Below are 15,181 nucleotides of genomic sequence, written 5' to 3' on the forward strand. Positions count from 1 at the left end.
AATACTATGAGTCTGAATTTCCTTGATTTTGAACAGCCGATTGCAGAGCTGGAAGCGAAAATCGATTCTCTGACTGCGGTTAGCCGTCAGGATGAGAAACTGGATATTAACATCGATGAAGAAGTGCATCGTCTGCGTGAAAAAAGCGTAGAACTGACACGTAAAATCTTCGCCGATCTCGGTGCATGGCAGATTGCGCAACTGGCACGCCATCTACAGCGTCCTTATACCCTGGATTACGTTCGCCTGGCATTTGATGAATTTGACGAACTGGCTGGCGACCGCGCGTATGCAGACGATAAAGCTATCGTCGGTGGTATCGCCCGTCTTGACGGTCGTCCGGTGATGATCATTGGTCATCAAAAAGGTCGTGAAACCAAAGAAAAAATTCGCCGTAACTTTGGTATGCCAGCGCCAGAAGGTTACCGCAAAGCACTGCGTCTGATGCAAATGGCTGAACGCTTTAAGATGCCTATCATCACCTTTATCGACACCCCGGGGGCTTATCCTGGCGTGGGCGCAGAAGAGCGTGGTCAGTCTGAAGCCATTGCACGCAACCTGCGTGAAATGTCTCGCCTCGGCGTACCGGTAGTTTGTACGGTTATCGGTGAAGGTGGTTCTGGCGGTGCGCTGGCGATTGGCGTGGGCGATAAAGTGAATATGCTGCAATACAGCACCTATTCCGTTATCTCGCCGGAAGGTTGTGCGTCCATTCTGTGGAAGAGCGCCGACAAAGCGCCGCTGGCGGCTGAAGCGATGGGTATCATCGCTCCGCGTCTGAAAGAGCTGAAACTGATCGACTCCATCATCCCGGAACCGCTGGGCGGCGCTCACCGTAACCCGGAAGCGATGGCGGCATCGTTGAAAGCGCAACTGCTGGCGGATCTGGCCGATCTCGATGTGTTAAGCACTGAAGATTTAAAAAATCGTCGTTATCAGCGCCTGATGAGCTACGGTTACGCGTAATTCGCAAAAGTTCTGAAAAAGGGTCACTTCGGTGGCCCTTTTTTATCGCCACGGTTTGAGCAGGCTATGATTAAGGAAGGATTTTCCAGGAGGAACACATGAACATCATTGCCATTATGGGACCGCATGGCGTCTTTTATAAAGATGAGCCCATCAAAGAACTGGAGTCGGCGCTGGTGGCGCAAGGCTTTCAGATTATCTGGCCACAAAACAGCGTTGATTTGCTGAAATTTATCGAACATAACCCTCGAATTTGCGGCGTGATTTTTGACTGGGATGAGTACAGTCTCGATTTATGCAGCGATATCAATCAACTTAATGAATATCTCCCGCTTTATGCCTTCATCAACACCCACTCGACGATGGATGTCAGCGTGCAGGATATGCGGATGGCGCTCTGGTTTTTTGAATATGCGCTGGGGCAGGCGGAAGATATCGCCATTCGTATGCGTCAGTACACCAACGAATATCTTGATAACATTACGCCGCCGTTCACGAAAGCCTTGTTTACCTACGTTAAAGAGCGGAAGTACACCTTTTGTACGCCGGGGCATATGGGCGGCACCGCATATCAAAAAAGCCCGGTTGGCTGCCTGTTTTATGATTTTTTCGGCGGGAATACCCTCAAGGCTGATGTCTCTATTTCGGTCACCGAGCTTGGTTCGTTGCTCGACCACACCGGGCCACACCTGGAAGCGGAAGAGTACATCGCGCGGACTTTTGGCGCGGAACAGAGTTATATCGTTACCAACGGAACATCGACGTCGAACAAAATTGTGGGTATGTACGCCGCGCCATCCGGCAGTACGCTGTTGATCGACCGCAATTGTCATAAATCGCTGGCGCATCTGTTGATGATGAACGATGTAGTGCCAGTCTGGCTGAAACCGACGCGTAATGCGTTGGGGATTCTTGGTGGGATCCCGCACCGTGAATTTACTCGCGACAGCATCGAAGAGAAAGTCGCTGCCACCACGCAGGCACAATGGCCGGTTCATGCGGTGATTACCAACTCCACCTATGATGGCTTGCTCTACAACACCGACTGGATCAAACAGACGCTGGATGTCCCGTCGATCCACTTCGATTCCGCCTGGGTGCCGTACACCCATTTTCATCCGATCTACCAGGGGAAAAGTGGTATGAGCGGCGAGCGTGTTGCGGGAAAAGTGATCTTCGAAACGCAATCGACCCACAAAATGCTGGCGGCGTTATCGCAGGCTTCGCTGATCCACATTAAAGGCGAGTATGACGAAGAGGCGTTTAACGAAGCCTTTATGATGCATACCACCACCTCGCCCAGTTATCCCATTGTTGCTTCGGTTGAGACGGCGGCGGCGATGCTGCGTGGTAATCCGGGCAAACGGCTGATTAACCGTTCGGTGGAGCGGGCGCTGCATTTTCGCAAAGAGGTCCAGCGGTTGCGGGAAGAGTCTGACGGTTGGTTTTTCGATATCTGGCAACCGCCGCAGGTGGATGAAGCCGAATGCTGGCCCGTTGCGCCAGGCGAACAGTGGCACGGCTTTAACGATGCGGATGCCGATCATATGTTTCTCGATCCCGTTAAAGTCACTATTTTGACACCGGGGATGGACGAACAGGGCAATATGAGCGAGGAGGGGATCCCGGCGGCGCTGGTGGCAAAATTCCTCGACGAACGTGGGATCGTAGTAGAGAAAACCGGCCCTTATAACCTGCTGTTTCTCTTTAGTATTGGTATCGATAAAACCAAAGCAATGGGATTATTGCGTGGGTTGACGGAATTTAAACGCTCTTACGATCTCAACCTGCGGATCAAAAATATGCTACCCGATCTCTATGCTGAAGATCCCGATTTCTACCGCAATATGCGTATTCAGGATCTGGCGCAAGGGATCCATAAGCTGATTCGTAAACACGATCTTCCCGGTTTGATGTTGTGGGCATTCGATACTTTGCCGGAAATGATCATGACGCCACATCAGGCATGGCAGAGACAGATTAAAGGTGAAGTAGAAACCATTGCGCTGGAACAACTGGTCGGTAGAGTATCGGCAAATATGATCCTGCCTTATCCACCGGGCGTACCGCTGTTGATGCCAGGAGAAATGCTGACCAAAGAGAGCCGCACGGTACTCGATTTTCTACTGATGCTTTGTTCCGTAGGGCAACATTACCCCGGTTTTGAAACGGATATTCACGGCGCGAAACAGGACGAAGACGGCGTTTACCGCGTACGAGTCCTAAAAATGGCGGGATAACTTGCCAGAGCGGCTTACGGGCGAGTAACGTGCTGTTAACAAATAAAGGAGACGTTATGCTGGGTTTAAAACAGGTTCACCATATTGCGATTATTGCGACGGATTATGCGGTGAGCAAAGCTTTCTACTGCGATATTCTTGGTTTCACGCTGCAAAGCGAAGTCTATCGCGAAGCGCGCGACTCGTGGAAAGGGGATTTGGCGCTTAATGGGCAATATGTGATTGAGCTTTTCTCTTTTCCGTTCCCGCCGGAGCGCCCCAGCCGACCGGAAGCTTGCGGCCTGCGTCATCTGGCTTTTAGCGTTGATGACATCGATGCGGCAGTGGCGCACCTTGAAAGCCATAACGTGAAGTGTGAAGCCATCTGTGTCGATCCATACACGCAAAAACGCTTCACCTTCTTTAACGATCCGGACGGGCTGCCGTTGGAACTGTATGAGCAGTAAGGCTTGTCATCGCCGCATTTGCCCGGTAACGTGCCGGGCATTGCTACTGTAAAATCGCACCATCATGACACTCACGCTCAATAGACAACTTCTCACCTCACGCCAGATTTTGGTCGCCTTTAGCGGCGGGCTTGACTCCACCGTTCTGCTGCATCAGTTGGTGCAGTGGCGGACGGAAAATCCGGGCGTCACTCTGCGCGCTATTCATGTGCATCACGGTTTAAGTGCCAATGCCGATGCCTGGGTTACGCATTGCGAAAACGTCTGCCAACAGTGGCAGGTGCCGCTGGTGGTCGAACGCGTACAACTTGCGCAAGAGGGGCTGGGGATTGAGGCCCAGGCGCGGCAGGCGCGTTATCAGGCATTTGCCCGTACCCTATTGCCCGGCGAAGTGCTGGTCACCGCGCAACATCTCGACGATCAATGTGAAACCTTTCTGCTGGCGCTAAAACGCGGTAGCGGCCCTGCCGGGCTTTCGGCTATGGCGGAAGTTTCGGAGTTTGCCGGAACACGGCTTATCCGCCCGTTGCTTGCCCGCACGCGGGGGGAACTGGCGCAGTGGGCATTGGCGCATGGTTTACGCTGGATTGAAGACGAAAGTAATCAGGACGACTCATACGATCGTAACTTTCTGCGCCTGCGCGTAGTGCCGTTATTGCAGCAGCGTTGGCCGCATTTTGCGGAAGCAACGGCCCGCAGCGCCGCACTTTGTGCTGAACAAGAGAGTCTGTTGGATGAACTGCTGGCGGATGATTTAGCACACTGCCAAACGTCGCAGGGGACGCTGCAGATTGCGCCAATGCTGGCGATGAGTGATGCCCGCCGCGCGGCGATTATCCGTCGCTGGCTGGCAGGGCAGAATGCACCAATGCCTTCCCGCGACGCGCTGGTGCGGATCTGGCAGGAAGTGGCGCTGGCGCGGGAAGATGCCTCCCCCTGTTTACGCTTGGGCGCGTTTGAAATCCGCCGCTATCAGTCGCAACTGTGGTGGATTAAATCCGTCACCGGGCAAAGTGAAACCATTGTGCCGTGGCAGACGTGGCTACAACCGCTGGAATTACCGGCGGGGCTGGGAAGCGTACAGCTTACTGCGGGAGGCGATATTCGCCCTCCGCGTGCAGACGAAGCGGTCAGCGTGCGTTTCAAATCGGCAGGATTGCTGCATATTGTCGGGCGCAACGGCGGACGTAAGCTGAAGAAAATCTGGCAAGAGTTAGGCGTGCCGCCGTGGCTACGTGACACCACGCCACTGCTGTTTTATGGCGAAACGCTGATTGCGGCGGCAGGGGTATTTGTGACGCAAGAAGGTGTGGCTGAAGGTGAGAATGGCGTAAGTTTTGTCTGGCAGAAAACGCTTAGTTAAGTGAAAGCCGGATAAGACGCATCAAACGTCGCATCCGGCGAAAGTCAATCAGGACTCGCTCACCACCACCGTACCGATTTCCGGGTGGCTAAAGCTGGTAATTTTATCCAGACGTAGCTCACGGGTTTCGCCAGCGGCCTCGACGACCAGATACTCCACATTTTTGCGGGAGACTAAATCGCTGGCTTTTGCCTGCAATTTTTCGCCATCTTTCAGCTCAAGTGTCAGCATTAAATGATGCTGGCAGGCGAGCTCAAGATTATCGTAATCATCACAATTGATTGGTTGATACGTATCATTCATTGACATAATCGCTCACCAGTAAGTTTGCCGCAGCGTATGCTGCTTTTTCCCTGACAGCCTCAGAAAGGGCGTCGTCGGCAGCCATTTCATTCAGCACTTTCAAAACGCAGCCCAGCGCGTCCGGAACGTATCCTAAGTCTCCGCTGGCGATTTCCGCGTACCGCTTGCGTATTAACTCACAATATTTTTCCACATGCCCTCCTGTCAGCACACTGACTTAACCGTGGATGCAAGTCTAAGCCTACGAAGATAAACTCTGTTTCGCAAGGTGACTATACCACACTCATTTCTGCAATATCAGCGCCGCAACTGCACGTATTCCGTTACAATGGCCTCCTGATTCGAAAGGAGTTTTCTTATAGCGCTTAAAGCGACAATTTATAAAGCGACGGTTAATGTGGCCGATCTCGACCGCAACCAGTTTCTCGATGCCTCTCTGACGCTGGCGCGCCACCCTTCAGAAACCCAGGAGCGTATGATGCTGCGCCTGCTGGCGTGGCTGAAATATGCTGATGAACGTCTGCAATTTACCCGTGGTTTGTGTGCCGATGATGAGCCGGAAGCGTGGCTGCGTAACGATCACCTGGGCATTGATTTGTGGATTGAGCTGGCGCTGCCGGATGAGCGGCGGATTAAGAAAGCCTGCACCCAGGCCGCAGAAGTGGCGCTGTTTACCTATAATAGTCGGGCGGCGCAAATCTGGTGGCAGCAAAATCAGAGCAAATGTGTGCAGTTTGCCAATCTTTCCGTCTGGTATCTGGACGATGAACAACTGGCGAAAGTAAGCGCCTTTGCCGATCGTACCATGACGCTGCAGGCAACGATTCAGGATGGCGTGATCTGGTTATCGGACGATAAGAATAATCTGGAAGTTAACTTAACCGCCTGGCAACAACCTTCATGATTGTGATTTCCCGACATGTTGCTATTCCCGATGGTGAGCTTGAGATCACCGCCATTCGTGCGCAGGGCGCGGGCGGGCAGCATGTTAATAAGACCTCAACGGCCATTCATCTGCGTTTTGACATTCGGGCGTCCAGCCTGCCAGAGTATTACAAAGAGCGTCTGCTCGCCGCCAGCCATCATTTGATCAGCAGTGATGGCGTGATTGTCATTAAGGCACAGGAATACCGCAGTCAGGAACTGAACCGCGAAGCCGCGCTAGCCCGGCTGGTGGCAGTGATTAAAGATTTAACAACAGAACAAAAAGCCCGACGACCCACGCGGCCCACCCGTGCATCGAAAGAGCGCAGGCTGGCATCGAAAGCACAAAAATCAAGCGTGAAGGCGATGCGCGGCAAAGTACGCAGCGGTCGGGAATAAAAAGAAGGAATAGATGGTGAAAAAAGCGATAGTGACAGCGATGGCTGTAATCAGCCTCTTTACTCTGATGGGATGTAATAACCGGGCCGAAGTCGATACGCTTTCTCCAGCACAGGCTGCCGAACTGAAACCGATGCCGCAAAGTTGGCGCGGCGTGCTGCCGTGTGCTGATTGTGAAGGAATCGAAACCTCTCTGTTCCTCGAAAAAGACGGAACATGGGTGATGAATGAGCGTTATCTCGGTGCTCGTGAAGAACCTTCCTCCTTCGCTTCCTACGGTACATGGGCGCGAACCGCTGACAAGCTGGTATTAACCGACAGCAAAGGTGAAAAGTCATATTATCGGGCGAAAGGCGATGCGCTGGAGATGCTCGATCGTGAAGGCAATCCGATTGAATCGCAGTTCAACTATACGCTGGAACCGGCACAATCCAGTTTACCTATGACGCCGATGACCCTGCGAGGCATGTATTTTTATATGGCTGATGCGGCGACCTTCACTGATTGCGCGACCGGAAAACGTTTCATGGTAGCGAATAACGCAGAGCTGGAGCGTGGCTACCTGGCTGCGCGCGGTCACAGTGAAAAACCGGTGTTACTGTCAGTAGAAGGTCACTTTACGCTTGAGGCTAATCCGGATACTGGTGCGCCAACCAAAGTATTAGCGCCCGATACGGCGGGTAAATTTTACCCGAATAAGGATTGCAGTAGTTTGGGGCAGTAAACCTGCTTAAGGCAGAAACAAACGCAAAACAGGCCAGAAGGATATATTTCAACATTTTGAATTTGCACGTTTTTTGTAGGCCGGATAAGGCGTTTACGCCGCATCCGGCAATGGTGCTCAACGCCTGATGCGACTCTGGCGCGTCTTATCATGCCTACAACCCCCCTCATACCTTAAGGCGGATAAGGCATTTACTTTATCACCGGGTCAAACCAACAAAGCGACCCGCCTTGATATAAATCCCTGGCTTCAGGTGCCCAACATACTGTAACTGCGTTTCTGGCTTAAACGCAGAGACATCACCAATACGCATATGCATCAGATCGGCAGGGCTAATCCAGCCCGATTGCGCCAGTGTAAGTGGATGTCCGGCTTTGGCAAATGCATCAGTGACAAATTCCGAACAAAACCACGACTTTTTGTCTCCTTCGCCCACACTGCTTAACTGCGCTTTCGCCAGGCCGCTGACGCACTGTTGGCGAAAATCCTCGGAGAACGGATTCAGTGAGCACATCTGGCGAGTCACCATAAAGGGAATAAATTCGACAATGCCGCGATAGTTATAACCGCTATCTTTGATTTTATTGGCAAACGCGGTGATATCTGTGGCTTGTTGCGGGGTAAGATCCGGGACTCGTAAGACGAAAAGCTTATCACTATGCTTCATCGCTTTTTTAAGGGAAACAATCTGGACGCCAGCGCCTGTCGCTTCTGCAACGTTATTATCACCCAGAAAGATTGCAACGTGACTCACAGAGGAAGTGCTGAAGACGCGGATTCCAAATGAGGTTACCCCAAGGCTTGAGGAGAACAGCAAATCGCCGGGTTTGAGATCAGGTGCCGTTATTTCTTTTATTGATTGTTCGGTGAAAGAGCTTTGATGCTGGAATTTGACAGCCCATGTTTTTGCCTCGGCATCTACTGCTGTGGCTGATGGGTCTGGCTGGCTGATATCAACGGTACAAGCCGAAAGTAAAAGAAAGCTGGGGAGAAGCAGGCGGCAGTACGCCTTTGGTTTATCCATTTTATACAATCCATGTAAAAAAGGGCCCTGAAATTCAGGACCCTTTCTGGCATCAGCCTTTAATCTGTTTCACCAGATATTCGACGATGTCACCAGTCTTAATTAACTGTTTCTCGCCGTTGCGACGATATTTATATTCGATATCGTCGTTGTCGAGGTTACGGTCGCCCAGCACAATAGTGTGCGGAATACCGATCAGTTCCATATCAGCAAACATCACGCCCGGACGCTCTTTGCGGTCATCCAGCAGCACTTCGATACCTTGTGCACGCAGTTCGCTGTACAGTTTCTCAGCAAGCTCTTGTACGCGGAAGGATTTGTGCATGTTCATCGGCAGAATCGCCACCTGGAACGGCGCGATAGCGTCAGGCCATACGATGCCGCGTTCGTCGTAGTTCTGCTCAATCGCCGCAGCTACCACACGCGTTACCCCGATACCGTAGCAACCCATCGTCAGGATTTGGTTACGGCCATCTTCACCCTGTACGGAGGCTTTCAGTGCTTCGGAGTACTTGGTACCCAGCTGGAAGATGTGACCAACTTCGATACCACGTTTGATCAGCAGCGTACCCTGGCCATCCGGGCTTGGATCGCCAGCCACCACGTTACGGATATCTGCAACTTCCGGGGTAGCGACATCGCGATCCCAGTTGATACCGAAGTAGTGTTTACCATCGATGTTAGCACCAGCAGCGAAATCACTCATCGCCGCAACGGTACGGTCAATCACCACCGGAATCGGCATGTTTACCGGACCCAGTGAACCCGGACCGGCTTTAACCACAGCACGAATTTCTTCTTCGGTCGCGAAAGTCAGCGGGCTTGCAACCTGCGGCAGTTTTTCTGCTTTAACTTCGTTCAGCTCGTGATCACCGCGCACCAGCAGCGCAACCAGCGGGAAGCTGCTGCCTTCAACCGCTTTAACCAGCAGAGTCTTAACCGTTTTCTCAATCGGCAGATTGAACTGTTCAACCAGTTCCGCGATGGTTTTCGCGTTCGGCGTATCAACCAGCGTCATTTCCTGGGTAGCAGCAGCGCGCGGTTCTTTCGGCGCGATAGCTTCTGCCAGTTCAATGTTCGCTGCATAGTCAGAGGTGTCGGAGAAGACCACATCGTCTTCACCGCTCTGCGCCAGCACCTGGAATTCGTGAGAGGCGCTGCCGCCGATAGAACCGGTGTCGGCTTGCACGGCGCGGAAATCCAGCCCCATGCGGCTGAAGATTTTGCTGTAGGCCGCATACATTGCATCGTAGGTTTCCTGCAGGGATTCCTGAGAAGTATGGAAAGAGTAAGCATCTTTCATCAGGAATTCGCGGGAACGCATGACGCCGAAACGCGGACGCACTTCGTCGCGGAACTTGGTCTGGATCTGATAGAAGTTCAGCGGCAGCTGTTTGTAAGAGCTAAGCTCGTTACGAATCAGGTCAGTGATAACTTCTTCATGAGTTGGGCCGAGTACGAACGGACGCTCGCCACGGTCAACAAAACGCAGCAGTTCCGGACCGTACTGTTCCCAACGACCACTCTCTTGCCACAAATCGGCTGGCTGAACCACCGGCATCGACACCTCGATTGCACCGGCGTTGTTCATCTCTTCACGCACGATGTTTTCGACTTTTTTCAGAACGCGCACGCCGGTCGGCAGCCAGGTATATAACCCGGAGGCCAGCTTGCGGATCATCCCGGCGCGCAGCATCAGCTGATGGCTGATCACCTCGGCGTCGGCAGGTGTCTCCTTGAGAGTGGAGAGCAGGTATTGGCTAGTACGCATGTTGTTACGGTTCCAGTTGGAAGGTAGAACAGGCTCAAGGCGAGCCTGGGACAAAAAAAGTGATTTAGTTTACCAGTGCAAAAGAAATGTCAAAAGAGAAGGGCGTGAATTTAACGCGGTTCCAGCGCAAAGACTTCAAAACCTGCGTCGGTGACGCGCCAGCGAACGTTAAAATCATGTAGCCAGACGGCATAGGTTTTGCCCGTTTCCTCACCTTTATGATAGGCCGGGCGCGGGTCCTGCGCCAGTACTTCGCGGATAAACAGCGTTAACTGCGGATAACGCTTCTCCAGCGTCAAAAGCTGGTTTTCGACCTCTGCGGTAAAACTCACCGCCATCTCTGCAGCTGGCGCACTTTGCGCATAGCTGGCACTGGCATCGGGAAGCGATTCGGCAAAGGGGAGATACGGTTTGATATCCACTACCGGCGTACCATCGACCAGATCCAGACTGCCGAGCTTCAGAATCACGCTGTCTTTATGGCAAACAACCTCTTTCAGCTCTACCAGCGACATACCAATTGGGTTAGGGCGGAAAGTAGAGCGTGTTGCGAAAACCCCCATTCTGGCGTTACCGCCGAGGCGCGGTGGACGCACAGTCGGACGCCAGCCGCCTTCCATCGTTTGATGAAAGACGAAAAGGATCCATAAATGGCTGAACGCTTCCAGGCCGCGAACGGCGTCGGCCTGGTTGTAGGGAGCAATGAGATGCAGTTCGCCGTTGGCGCTTTTTACCAGACCTGGCTGGCGCGGAACGGCGAATTTTTCTTTATAGGGCGAGCGAATAACGCCTATTTGCTCGAACTGGAAACTGCTCATTTCGCCGTAATGTTAAGCGCAGAGCCGATACATACAGCCTGACGATAGCAGCCTGGCGTACCGCTGGTGACTTCGCAGCTATGCAGTAATACCGCATTGGCTTTCATTTTAGAGGCGTTGATTTGCATCCGCTTACGCGCGGTTGGAATGCTCGGCGGAGAGTCCTGATTAGAGGCCTGGCAAGAGTCGCCACTGACTTCACCGAGATCGCGGAACGGTTTGCCGACTAATTCTTCTGCATTGGTATAAATTCGGACCGGCGTGGCGCGCGGCGCTTTCGGTTTTGCAGGCTCCGCTTTCGGCTGGGGTGCAGTGCTTTGAACGGGTTCGACAGGGGATCTGCTTAACATGGAACAGCCGCTTAGCATGAGTGCTACTAAACAGATCGGTAAAGCACGCATAGTATTTCCTCAATGTATGATCAAAACGTCAATATTGAATCAGGAGCTTGTAAAAATGACAAGACGGGCAAGTGCCCATCCTGAATGATATTACAAATTGTGGAAACAGCCTAAAAATTACCAGCCTTTAACAGCGCCGCCGTTAAACACTTTGTTTGCTGCTTCGTAAACTTCATCAGACTGATAAGCCTGGACGAATTTCTTCACGTTCTCGGCGTCTTTGTTATCTTCACGCGTTACGATCAGGTTTACGTACGGGGAGTCTTTATCTTCGACAAAGATACCGTCTTTCGCTGGAGTCAGGCCAATCTGGCTGGCATAGGTGGTATTGATAACTGCCAGAGCGATTTGCGCGTCGTCCAGAGATCGAGGCAGCTGCGGTGCTTCCAGCTCAACAATTTTCAGATTTTTTGGGTTCTCAACAACATCAAGTACGGTCGGCAGCAGGCCAACGCCATCTTTCAGTTTGATCAAGCCCACTTTTTGCAGCAGCAGCAGTGAACGACCAAGGTTAGTTGGATCGTTTGGCACGGCAACCTGCGAACCATCCTGCAGTTCATCCAGTGATTTGATTTTCTTGGAGTAACCAGCAATCGGATAAACAAAAGTGTTGCCTACTGCGACCAGTTTGTAGCCACGATCTTTCAGTTGCTGATCAAGGTACGGTTTATGCTGGAAGGCGTTGGCGTCGATATCGCCTTTGCTCAATGCTTCGTTTGGCAGAACATAGTCGTTGAAGGTTACCAGCTCAACGTCTAGGCCATATTTGTCTTTCGCAACTTTCTGCGCGACTTCTGCAACCTGCTGTTCGGCACCAACAATCACGCCGACTTTAATGTGGTTTGGATCTTTTTCATCCTGACCGCAGCCTACCAGTGCCAGTGATCCAATCAGGGCTCCCACTGCCGCAAAGGTTTTGAATTTGAACGCCATACCTTATTCCTTCTTCAATTATTTATGTTGTGTTGAACGTTACTTGCGAGTGACAGCCCGGACGATGCGGTCGCCTGCGAACTGAATTAAATAAACCAGAATGACCAGCAATACCAGTACCGTATTCATCACCGTCGCGTTATAGCCGATGTAGCCATACTGATAGCCAATCTGACCTAAACCACCGGCACCGACAGCACCACCCATCGCGGAATAACCGACCAGGGTAATCAGGGTGATAGTTGCCGCATTCACCAGACCCGGCAATGCTTCCGGTAACAGCACTTTACGGACGATCTGCATCGGCGTGGCACCCATTGCACGGGAAGCTTCAATTAACCCGGTTGGGATCTCCAGCAGAGCGTTCTCGACCATACGGGCAATAAACGGTGCTGCACCAACGGTTAACGGAACAATCGCTGCCTGCAAACCAATCGATGTACCAACAATAACGCGGGTAAACGGAATCGTCCATACCAGCAAGATAATGAACGGGATAGAACGGAAAATGTTCACAATCGCAGAAACGGTACGATACAGCTTCGCGTTAGCAATAATTTGCCCCGGACGCGTGACATAAAGCAGAACGCCAACCGGCAGACCAATCACAAAGCCAAAAAAACCGGATACGAAGGTCATTGCCAGCGTTTCCCATACGCCACGAACCAGCAGCCACATCATCGGCTCAGACATAACCCAGTACCTCTACTTTTACATGGTGTTCCTGCAGCCAGGCAATGGCGGCTTGCGTATCTTGTTGTGTGCCGTGCATTTCAGTCAGCATGATGCCGAACTTAACGCCACCGGCGTAGTCCATCTGCGCGCTAATAATGTTGTTGTTGACGTTGAAACGACGCGCGGTTTCAGAAAGCAGTGGGGCATCGACCGATTGACCGGTAAACTCCAGACGCAGCATCGGCACGCAGTCAGTAAATGGCTCCGCTTGCAGACGTTCCTGGTAATCTTCCGGGATATCCAGATGCAGGGTCGACTGAATAAACTTCTGCGCCAGCGGCGTTTTCGGATGCGAGAACACTTCACTTACCGTGTCCTGCTCGATCAGTTCGCCATTGCTGATGACCGCCACGCAATCACAAATACGCTTCACAACGTCCATTTCGTGGGTGATCAACAGAATCGTCAAACCCAGACGGCGGTTAATGTCTTTCAGCAGTTCGAGAATAGAACGTGTCGTTGGCCGGGTCCAGCGCGCTGGTGGCTTCATCACACAGCAATACTTTGGGATTGCTGGCTAATGCACGGGCAATCGCCACACGTTGTTTCTGCCCACCGGAAAGATTCGACGGGTAGCTATCATGCTTATCGCCAAGACCAACCAATGACAGCAATTCCGTCACGCGACGTTTGATCTCGTCTTTCGGTGTGTTGTCCAGCTCCAGCGGCAGAGCCACGTTGCCAAAAACAGTACGCGAAGAGAGCAGGTTAAAATGCTGGAAAATCATACCAATCTGGCGGCGAGCTTTGGTCAACTCGGATTCTGACAGCGTGGTCAGTTCCTGGCCATCGACCAGCACGCTACCCTCGGTTGGGCGCTCCAGCAGGTTTACACAACGTATAAGCGTACTCTTACCCGCGCCTGAGGCACCGATAACGCCATAAATTTGTCCAGCTGGCACATGCAGGCTGACGTTGTTCAACGCCTGGATGGTGCGGGTGCCCTGGTGGAACACTTTGGTGATATTCGAAAGTTTTATCATTGATTATTTATTATCGTCATTAAGTTAGTCGTGGCATCTCGAATGCCTGAAACGGGCAACGCCGTCAATGAAATGGATGTTAAGGCATCCAGACGTCTAAATCAATCAGGTTTATGCGAAGAGCACTTTCTTGCAGGTCGAAACATGCGATACTAGCGTCACATGCCTTATTAAGGAGCTATAAAAGGTGGCAAAGAGCGTACCCGCAATTTTTCTTGACCGTGATGGCACCATTAATGTCGATCACGGCTATGTCCATGAGATCGACAACTTTGAATTTATCGACGGTGTTATTGACGCCATGCGCGAGCTAAAAAAAATGGGCTTTGTGCTGGTGGTAGTAACCAACCAGTCTGGCATTGCTCGCGGTAAATTTACCGAAGCACAGTTTGAAACGCTGACCGAGTGGATGGACTGGTCGCTGGCGGACCGAGATGTCGATCTGGATGGTATCTATTATTGCCCGCATCATCCGCAGGGTAGTGTTGAAGAGTTTCGCCAGGTCTGCGACTGCCGTAAACCACATCCGGGGATGCTTTTGTCAGCACGCGATTATTTGCATATTGATATGGCCGCTTCTTATATGGTGGGCGATAAATTAGAAGATATGCAGGCAGCGGCTGCGGCGAACGTGGGAACAAAAGTGCTGGTGCGTACGGGTAAACCTATTACGTCTGAAGCAGAAAACGCGGCGGATTGGGTGTTAAATAGCCTGGCAGACCTGCCGCAAGCGATAAAAAAGCAGCAAAAACCGGTATAATGATTAAAAGATGAGCGATTGAAATAAAAATGCATTTTTCCACTTGTCTTCCTGAGACGACTCCCTATAATGCGCCTCCATCGACACGGCGGATGTGAATCACTTCACACAAACAGCCGGTTCGGTTGAAGAGAAAAATCCTGAAATTCAGGGTTGACTCTGAAAGAGGAAAGCGTAATATACGCCACACTCGCGACAGTGCGCTAAAGCGCGTCGCAACTGCTCTTTAACAATTTATCAGACAATCTGTGTGGGTACTCGAAGATACGGATTCTTAACGTCGCAAGACGATAAATGAATACCAAGTCTCAAGAGTGAACACGTAATTCATTACGAAGTTTAATTCTTTGAGCATCAAACTTTTAAATTGAAGAGTTTGATCATGGCTCAG

At 51.7% G+C, this 15,181-nt stretch carries 16 protein-coding genes and 1 pseudogene; 8 read left to right on the top strand and 9 right to left on the bottom strand.

Annotation, left to right across the window (positions count from 1 at the left end):
* Positions 1 to 6: 6 nt before the first annotated feature.
* From accA to tilS, 4 genes are all read left to right on the top strand, one after another.
* On the top strand, positions 7 to 966 hold the full coding sequence (accA, locus tag BFF42_RS17355; RefSeq protein ID WP_000055733.1) for an acetyl-CoA carboxylase carboxyl transferase subunit alpha: 960 nt from the start codon (positions 7 to 9) through the stop codon (positions 964 to 966).
* A 98-nt stretch (positions 967 to 1,064) separates the two neighbouring features.
* Positions 1,065 to 3,206: a lysine decarboxylase LdcC gene (ldcC, locus tag BFF42_RS17360; protein WP_001020996.1), complete on the top strand. Its 2,142-nt coding sequence runs from the start codon at positions 1,065 to 1,067 to the stop codon at positions 3,204 to 3,206.
* A 56-nt stretch (positions 3,207 to 3,262) separates the two neighbouring features.
* A complete protein-coding gene (locus BFF42_RS17365; RefSeq protein WP_039060006.1) occupies positions 3,263 to 3,652 on the top strand; it encodes a VOC family protein in 390 nt (129 codons plus the stop codon).
* 64 nt (positions 3,653 to 3,716) lie between these two features.
* Positions 3,717 to 5,015 (top strand): tRNA lysidine(34) synthetase TilS, encoded by a 1,299-nt coding sequence (gene tilS / locus BFF42_RS17370; RefSeq protein ID WP_000176568.1) that lies wholly within the window; start codon positions 3,717 to 3,719, stop codon positions 5,013 to 5,015.
* Between the two features lie 48 nt (positions 5,016 to 5,063).
* Here the strand turns inward: tilS and rof are convergent, their stop codons facing one another.
* Both rof and BFF42_RS17380 read right to left on the bottom strand, forming a co-directional pair.
* Positions 5,064 to 5,324: a Rho-binding antiterminator gene (gene rof, locus BFF42_RS17375; RefSeq protein ID WP_000062312.1), complete on the bottom strand. Its 261-nt coding sequence runs from the start codon at positions 5,322 to 5,324 to the stop codon at positions 5,064 to 5,066.
* Positions 5,311 to 5,511, bottom strand: a complete 201-nt coding sequence (locus BFF42_RS17380; RefSeq protein WP_000417058.1) for a YaeP family protein — start codon at positions 5,509 to 5,511, stop codon at positions 5,311 to 5,313. Before BFF42_RS17380 ends, rof begins: the two co-directional genes overlap by 14 nt.
* A 165-nt stretch (positions 5,512 to 5,676) precedes the next feature.
* Here BFF42_RS17380 and BFF42_RS17385 point away from each other — a divergent pair, with 165 nt between their 5' ends.
* From BFF42_RS17385 to nlpE, 3 genes are read left to right on the top strand one after another with little or no spacing between them, the layout of a single operon-like run.
* Positions 5,677 to 6,222, top strand: a complete 546-nt coding sequence (locus tag BFF42_RS17385; protein WP_039058969.1) for a YaeQ family protein — start codon at positions 5,677 to 5,679, stop codon at positions 6,220 to 6,222.
* Positions 6,219 to 6,641 (top strand): alternative ribosome rescue aminoacyl-tRNA hydrolase ArfB, encoded by a 423-nt coding sequence (arfB, locus tag BFF42_RS17390; protein ID WP_000635545.1) that lies wholly within the window; start codon positions 6,219 to 6,221, stop codon positions 6,639 to 6,641. The genes BFF42_RS17385 and arfB overlap by 4 nt, the downstream gene beginning before the upstream one ends.
* 13 nt (positions 6,642 to 6,654) lie before the next feature.
* Complete coding sequence (gene nlpE / locus BFF42_RS17395) at positions 6,655 to 7,365, top strand: envelope stress response activation lipoprotein NlpE (protein WP_000239180.1); 711 nt, start codon at positions 6,655 to 6,657, stop codon at positions 7,363 to 7,365.
* A gap of 199 nt (positions 7,366 to 7,564) precedes the next feature.
* On the opposite strand, the gene BFF42_RS17400 is transcribed toward nlpE, so the two are convergent.
* From BFF42_RS17400 to metN, 7 genes and pseudogenes are all read right to left on the bottom strand, one after another.
* Entirely contained in the window at positions 7,565 to 8,389 is an 825-nt protein-coding gene (locus tag BFF42_RS17400; protein ID WP_012421638.1) for a YaeF family permuted papain-like enzyme, read from the bottom strand.
* A 52-nt stretch (positions 8,390 to 8,441) separates the two neighbouring features.
* The gene (gene proS, locus BFF42_RS17405) at positions 8,442 to 10,160 is read right to left on the bottom strand and encodes a proline--tRNA ligase (RefSeq protein ID WP_001260712.1); all 1,719 of its coding nucleotides are present in this window, start codon (positions 10,158 to 10,160) and stop codon (positions 8,442 to 8,444) included.
* Between the two features lie 110 nt (positions 10,161 to 10,270).
* Entirely contained in the window at positions 10,271 to 10,978 is a 708-nt protein-coding gene (gene tsaA / locus BFF42_RS17410; RefSeq protein ID WP_000094014.1) for a tRNA (N6-threonylcarbamoyladenosine(37)-N6)-methyltransferase TrmO, read from the bottom strand.
* On the bottom strand, positions 10,975 to 11,379 hold the full coding sequence (rcsF, locus tag BFF42_RS17415; protein WP_001202329.1) for an Rcs stress response system protein RcsF: 405 nt from the start codon (positions 11,377 to 11,379) through the stop codon (positions 10,975 to 10,977). Before rcsF ends, tsaA begins: the two co-directional genes overlap by 4 nt.
* A gap of 117 nt (positions 11,380 to 11,496) precedes the next feature.
* Entirely contained in the window at positions 11,497 to 12,312 is an 816-nt protein-coding gene (metQ, locus tag BFF42_RS17420; RefSeq protein WP_000874224.1) for a methionine ABC transporter substrate-binding lipoprotein MetQ, read from the bottom strand.
* 39 nt (positions 12,313 to 12,351) lie between these two features.
* Entirely contained in the window at positions 12,352 to 13,005 is a 654-nt protein-coding gene (locus BFF42_RS17425; RefSeq protein ID WP_001294604.1) for a methionine ABC transporter permease MetI, read from the bottom strand.
* Positions 12,998 to 14,030, bottom strand: a pseudogene (gene metN / locus BFF42_RS17430) (methionine ABC transporter ATP-binding protein MetN). Before metN ends, BFF42_RS17425 begins: the two are co-directional and overlap by 8 nt.
* A gap of 187 nt (positions 14,031 to 14,217) precedes the next feature.
* Here metN and gmhB point away from each other — a divergent pair.
* The gene (gene gmhB / locus BFF42_RS17435) at positions 14,218 to 14,790 is read left to right on the top strand and encodes a D-glycero-beta-D-manno-heptose 1,7-bisphosphate 7-phosphatase (protein ID WP_001140196.1); all 573 of its coding nucleotides are present in this window, start codon (positions 14,218 to 14,220) and stop codon (positions 14,788 to 14,790) included.
* The last annotated feature ends 391 nt before the right edge of the window (positions 14,791 to 15,181 follow it).

The organism is Shigella sp. FC1661 (assembly GCF_001712525.1).
Classification (GTDB): domain Bacteria; phylum Pseudomonadota; class Gammaproteobacteria; order Enterobacterales; family Enterobacteriaceae; genus Escherichia; species Escherichia coli.

Coding starts and splice junctions, on each gene's coding strand:
- rcsF (WP_001202329.1), bottom strand. CDS start 11,379: ATGCGTGCTTTACCGATCTGTTTAGTAGCACTCATGCTAAGCGGCTGT.
- arfB (WP_000635545.1), top strand. CDS start 6,219: ATGATTGTGATTTCCCGACATGTTGCTATTCCCGATGGTGAGCTTGAG.
- tsaA (WP_000094014.1), bottom strand. CDS start 10,978: ATGAGCAGTTTCCAGTTCGAGCAAATAGGCGTTATTCGCTCGCCCTAT.
- ldcC (WP_001020996.1), top strand. CDS start 1,065: ATGAACATCATTGCCATTATGGGACCGCATGGCGTCTTTTATAAAGAT.
- tilS (WP_000176568.1), top strand. CDS start 3,717: ATGACACTCACGCTCAATAGACAACTTCTCACCTCACGCCAGATTTTG.
- metQ (WP_000874224.1), bottom strand. CDS start 12,312: ATGGCGTTCAAATTCAAAACCTTTGCGGCAGTGGGAGCCCTGATTGGA.
- accA (WP_000055733.1), top strand. CDS start 7: ATGAGTCTGAATTTCCTTGATTTTGAACAGCCGATTGCAGAGCTGGAA.
- nlpE (WP_000239180.1), top strand. CDS start 6,655: ATGGTGAAAAAAGCGATAGTGACAGCGATGGCTGTAATCAGCCTCTTT.
- rof (WP_000062312.1), bottom strand. CDS start 5,324: ATGTCAATGAATGATACGTATCAACCAATCAATTGTGATGATTACGAT.
- BFF42_RS17425 (WP_001294604.1), bottom strand. CDS start 13,005: ATGTCTGAGCCGATGATGTGGCTGCTGGTTCGTGGCGTATGGGAAACG.
- BFF42_RS17365 (WP_039060006.1), top strand. CDS start 3,263: ATGCTGGGTTTAAAACAGGTTCACCATATTGCGATTATTGCGACGGAT.
- BFF42_RS17400 (WP_012421638.1), bottom strand. CDS start 8,389: ATGGATAAACCAAAGGCGTACTGCCGCCTGCTTCTCCCCAGCTTTCTT.
- proS (WP_001260712.1), bottom strand. CDS start 10,160: ATGCGTACTAGCCAATACCTGCTCTCCACTCTCAAGGAGACACCTGCC.